Source organism: Arsukibacterium sp., from assembly GCF_036735525.1.
Classification (GTDB): Bacteria; Pseudomonadota; Gammaproteobacteria; order Enterobacterales; family Alteromonadaceae; genus Alishewanella.
Map to the genome: position 1 here is coordinate 1113 of NZ_DAINOE010000126.1, position 4039 is coordinate 5151.

At 46.8% G+C, this 4039-nt stretch carries 5 protein-coding genes and 1 tRNA gene; 2 read left to right on the forward strand and 4 right to left on the reverse strand.

Annotated elements, in window-relative coordinates; genetic code table 11:
• Positions 1-84: 84 nt before the first annotated feature.
• Together V7D78_RS15820 and V7D78_RS15825 are read right to left on the reverse strand one after the other, a co-directional pair.
• Positions 85-339, reverse strand: a complete 255-nt coding sequence (locus tag V7D78_RS15820; RefSeq protein WP_333609426.1) for a DUF2960 domain-containing protein — start codon at positions 337-339, stop codon at positions 85-87.
• 35 nt (positions 340-374) lie between these two features.
• Complete coding sequence (locus V7D78_RS15825) at positions 375-1529, reverse strand: 1-acyl-sn-glycerol-3-phosphate acyltransferase (RefSeq protein ID WP_333609427.1); 1155 nt, start codon at positions 1527-1529, stop codon at positions 375-377.
• Between the two features lie 158 nt (positions 1530-1687).
• On the opposite strand from V7D78_RS15825, the gene V7D78_RS15830 reads away from it, so the two are divergent.
• A tRNA-Pro gene (locus tag V7D78_RS15830) sits at positions 1688-1764 on the forward strand.
• A gap of 266 nt (positions 1765-2030) precedes the next feature.
• Here V7D78_RS15830 and V7D78_RS15835 read toward each other — a convergent pair.
• Together V7D78_RS15835 and V7D78_RS15840 are read right to left on the reverse strand one after the other, a co-directional pair.
• On the reverse strand, positions 2031-2330 hold the full coding sequence (locus V7D78_RS15835) for a type II toxin-antitoxin system RelE/ParE family toxin (RefSeq protein ID WP_333609428.1): 300 nt from the start codon (positions 2328-2330) through the stop codon (positions 2031-2033).
• Entirely contained in the window at positions 2327-2566 is a 240-nt protein-coding gene (locus V7D78_RS15840; RefSeq protein ID WP_333609429.1) for an addiction module protein, read from the reverse strand. The genes V7D78_RS15835 and V7D78_RS15840 overlap by 4 nt, the downstream gene beginning before the upstream one ends.
• 270 nt (positions 2567-2836) lie before the next feature.
• Here V7D78_RS15840 and V7D78_RS15845 point away from each other — a divergent pair, with 270 nt between their 5' ends.
• The gene (locus V7D78_RS15845) at positions 2837-3676 is read left to right on the forward strand and encodes an alpha/beta hydrolase (protein WP_333609430.1); all 840 of its coding nucleotides are present in this window, start codon (positions 2837-2839) and stop codon (positions 3674-3676) included.
• Positions 3677-4039: the final 363 nt, after the last annotated feature.

Consider the following 4039-nt stretch of genomic DNA (forward strand, 5'->3'; position numbering starts at 1 on the left):
GCTAGCATAGTGAGCCAATGCTCAACATTAAAACACGTTAAAGCCACCGGCATAAGCTGTAAAGCTCGGTTGCCGGGCTCGGTATTAGTTGCCAGGCTCGCTATCACGCACAAAGGCAATGTCAGCAAAGCCCATTTTGGTAAACGCCTGCTGGCGGAAATTTTTGATGGCAGCTTTGTCTTTGGCGGTCATCGCCACTTGTTGCTCCATCGCCAAAAACGCCGATAAATCTATGCCCTCGGCAGCAGCCACGGCTTCATACAGATCGCGAAACCTGTCATAACTAAAAGGGATTTGCCGGGCAACACCTTTAAAACGGTAACTCACAATACGTGCCATTACTGACTCCTGTTTCCGGTTATTTTCAAGGCCAGTTAGTCAACTAGCGCCTGCTGTTTTAACACAGGGGCACCGTACATTTGCTGCAACAAGCCCGCCGCCCCCTCTGGACATGCCGCTAAACGCTGCTGCCATTGCGTTTTAGCATCTGCACTGATGCTATCGTCAGGCTGCCCCGCCGCCAGATGGTTTATCGGATATAATTTGTAGTTACGCCAAATTTGCTCGTCAATCAGTGCCGCCAGGCTATCGGCGTCTTCTGGGATCTCAGTCAGCGGCTGACCAAAGGCGACATGCACCCGGCCCTTTTGCCCAACTATGCCTTTAATAATGGTATCGATGTCTTCAAACTCACCTTTTTGATAAGACCCCGATTGCTGCTTTTGCCACAGTTCGTTAATTTTGTCGGCATCACAGGGGTCAAATTCGTAGGAGATACACACCGGTACTATGTTAAGCCCCGCCATATAACTGGCAAAGTCTTCGCCGCGCTTTTTGCCTTCCATATAAAACATTTTTAAAATCGCCGGATCGGTTTCATCATTGCCATCTTTGGCGCGGCCTTCTTTTTGGGCGATCCAAATCGATTGCTGCTCGTCCAGTGAGTGGCGGATATAGGCCGACAGCTGCGAGAAGTTTTTCAGCATTTCACGTGGCCCTTTAGCACCACGCTTAACAATAAAGCTTTTATTTAGCTTCATCAGCTCAGTGGCACAGGCTTTGCGTAGCAGGTTGTCACCAATAGCAATTCTTACGGTATCAAAGCCCTGCTGATGCAAACACCAGTTTACCAGGGCTGGGTCCATAGCAATATCGCGATGGTTAGAGATAAACAAATAATGTTGTTTGGGGTTAAGTTTATCAACGCCACTCACCGTAACTTTTTGCGTGGTGCTTTTTATCATCCGCTCCATAAAGCCAGCAACCTGCAGCTGAACTTGCTGCACCCGCTTTAAGCGTGACCATTTCTTTTTCAGCCAAAACTTCACCAGCGGCGAGAGCAACCAGCCAAAGGCACCGGCCAGATGCGGAAAGCGATAATGCAGAATAGCATTAATAAATTCTTGATCATTAATCAACCGGGCAATCGCCGGCGCGACTTCGCCGTCGTGATAAGGGCGAATATCCGCAAATACATCAGGTTCTTGATTAGCCACTATGAGATAAACCACAAACAAAACAGATGGCATATTCTACCTGTTCAGCCAAATATAACCAGTAGTTGGGCAAGAACAAATGTTATGGCGCTGACAAGCTTACGCCCACGGCCGCAAACTGCTGAAAAAAGCTGCAGTCAACCATTTGTACATTGCTTTTCATACAGGAATCATTATGATACGCCCTACGTCGGTACGTAGCGCAGCTTGGTAGCGCACTTCGCTGGGGGTGAAGGGGTCGGAGGTTCGAATCCTCTCGTACCGACCATTAAATTCCCTACAAAAAAGCCGTTAAGTTAAGCTTAACGGCTTTTTTGTTGGCGTTTTTTGGCTATGGGCTTATTTGTTAGCGCATTTGTTGTTTTACCATTGGCTAAATAACTGATCCTAACTCTGATACACCCGCTGTAAGCCATGGCCACCTTCGGGAAAGGGTGCTGTATTGTCCATAAAGTGTTCAACCCAGTTTTAAAACATCGCATAACAACATCGTGTGTCCGATGTATAGGGGGACCATCACTATTGATCAAAAGCTTATGTGTCTGCTCTGACATGCCATTTTTCAGGTTTCCGGCTTGGATGAAATACCGCCAAAACCAGCACATATTTTTCCTCAACTCGATAAAGCACACCGTGAGGAAAAGTCTCCAGCGGCCAACGCCTGACAGAAAACTCCAGTTCTTGCATGGCAAGCGGCTGCTCAGAGATGAGTGCAGCGGCTGCCTCAATTGCAGCTTGAAACCTTCGAGCCAGCTCAGGATGAATAGAACGGTAACGCGATTTTTCCTGGCGAATATCTTCACGGGCAGACGCCAGGAACCGAACAGGCTTCAATCGTCATCCGCCCGTAAATCTGAAAAAACCTCGTCAGCAGAATAGGATTTCTCCTGTCCCTGAAGGTATGACTGATATCGTCGATTTGCCTCATTAACCCAGGCTTTTTCAACTTGGGCAGGGGCAGCCTTCGGGCGGGGTTCCAGACTGTCCAGAAGATGCAGAATCAGTTTTGCACGTTCTGAAACAGGAAGAGAAAGTGCTTCAGATTCAATCAGCTCAGTGGCAGGTAACATAAATACCCCAGTAACAAATTATCTACTTTATTAGTTTACACTCTGTCATGGACTTACACCACTACCTACTTGCGCTGAACAAGAAAAGGATAGGACAGGTATAGTGTGATGCTCCTCGAATTAAGCGTATTGTTGTGCCTGCCCAAGCCTAGGCTCTTAGGCTTTTTTGTTGGCGTTTTTTGGCTATGGGCTTATTTGTTAGCGCATTTGTTGTTTTACCTTGAGCTAGGTACACTGCGAGTTGTTACTGTTATAGCAAAAGGATTGTCTATGCGTGCGCTGCTTACTACGGTTTTACTTTTTTTCTGCTTTGCTAATGCAGCACTAGCTGAAACTCAGGCAGCATCCACCGCCAGTGTTGAAGTGTCATTACTTAACGAGGCTTTTGTTATAGCGGGTTTAAACCGTAGCAGACAAGTACGGCTTTACCTGCCCCCTTCTTATACCAGCTCAGATAAACGCTACCCGGTGCTTTATATGCACGATGGTCAAAACCTGTTTGATGACGCCACGGCCTTTGCCGGTGAGTGGGCAGTAGATGAAAGCCTGAATGCCCTGGCAGCACAAGGCCTGCTGGAGCTGATTGTCGTAGCGATAGACAATGGCGGCGAGCATAGGATCACGGAGCTTAATTTTATTGATCATCCGCGCTATGGCAAAGCCGAGGGGCAGGCGTATATTGAGTTTATTGCTCACAGTGTTAAACCCTACATCGATAAGCACTACCGCACTAAAGCCGATGCTAAACACACCGGCATTATGGGTAGCTCTTTAGGCGGGCTTATCAGCCATTACGCTATAGTAGAACTGACGCAGGTGTTTGGCGTCGCCGGCATGTTCTCCCCTTCTTACTGGATAACCGGCGAGCAAATCAGCTGGTTTGAACAACACAGCCCCGCAGCCGATGCCCGCTTGTACTTTTACCTCGGCGCTAAAGAAGGCGGCACTATGCTGCCGGATATGCAAAGGGTATATCAGGCCCTACTCGCTAAGGGCCATCCGCAACAGCTAACCCAGTTTCATATCAAAGACGATGCCGGGCACAATGAAGCCGCCTGGCGGGAGGAGTTTAAAGCGGCGGTGTTGTGGTTGTTTGGGGCAGATAGATAAATTAATTGAAAAAACAGAAATTGGGGGTCAATATTCTGTGAGACAGGTTATATGTCATCTCCATTTAGATGAAGCGTACCAGTGATGCTCAAACTGCTATGATAATTTTATCTTCCAAATTCAGTTTCTTTTTTGTTTTTTTTAATACATCTGAACCAAAGCACCACTTAAACTTTATGTCGCAAGGCGCTGGAGTTAATATTTTTTCTATTTACTTTTACCATTAGATCAAAAACAAAAACTCGAAACATTAAACCCCCTTTAATTGCTCGATTACACCGCGAACATTTAAATCAATTTTTCTGACGTTGGTATCGACATAAGTGGATGTCTTAGCACATTTACTAAAAGTCACGTACATAT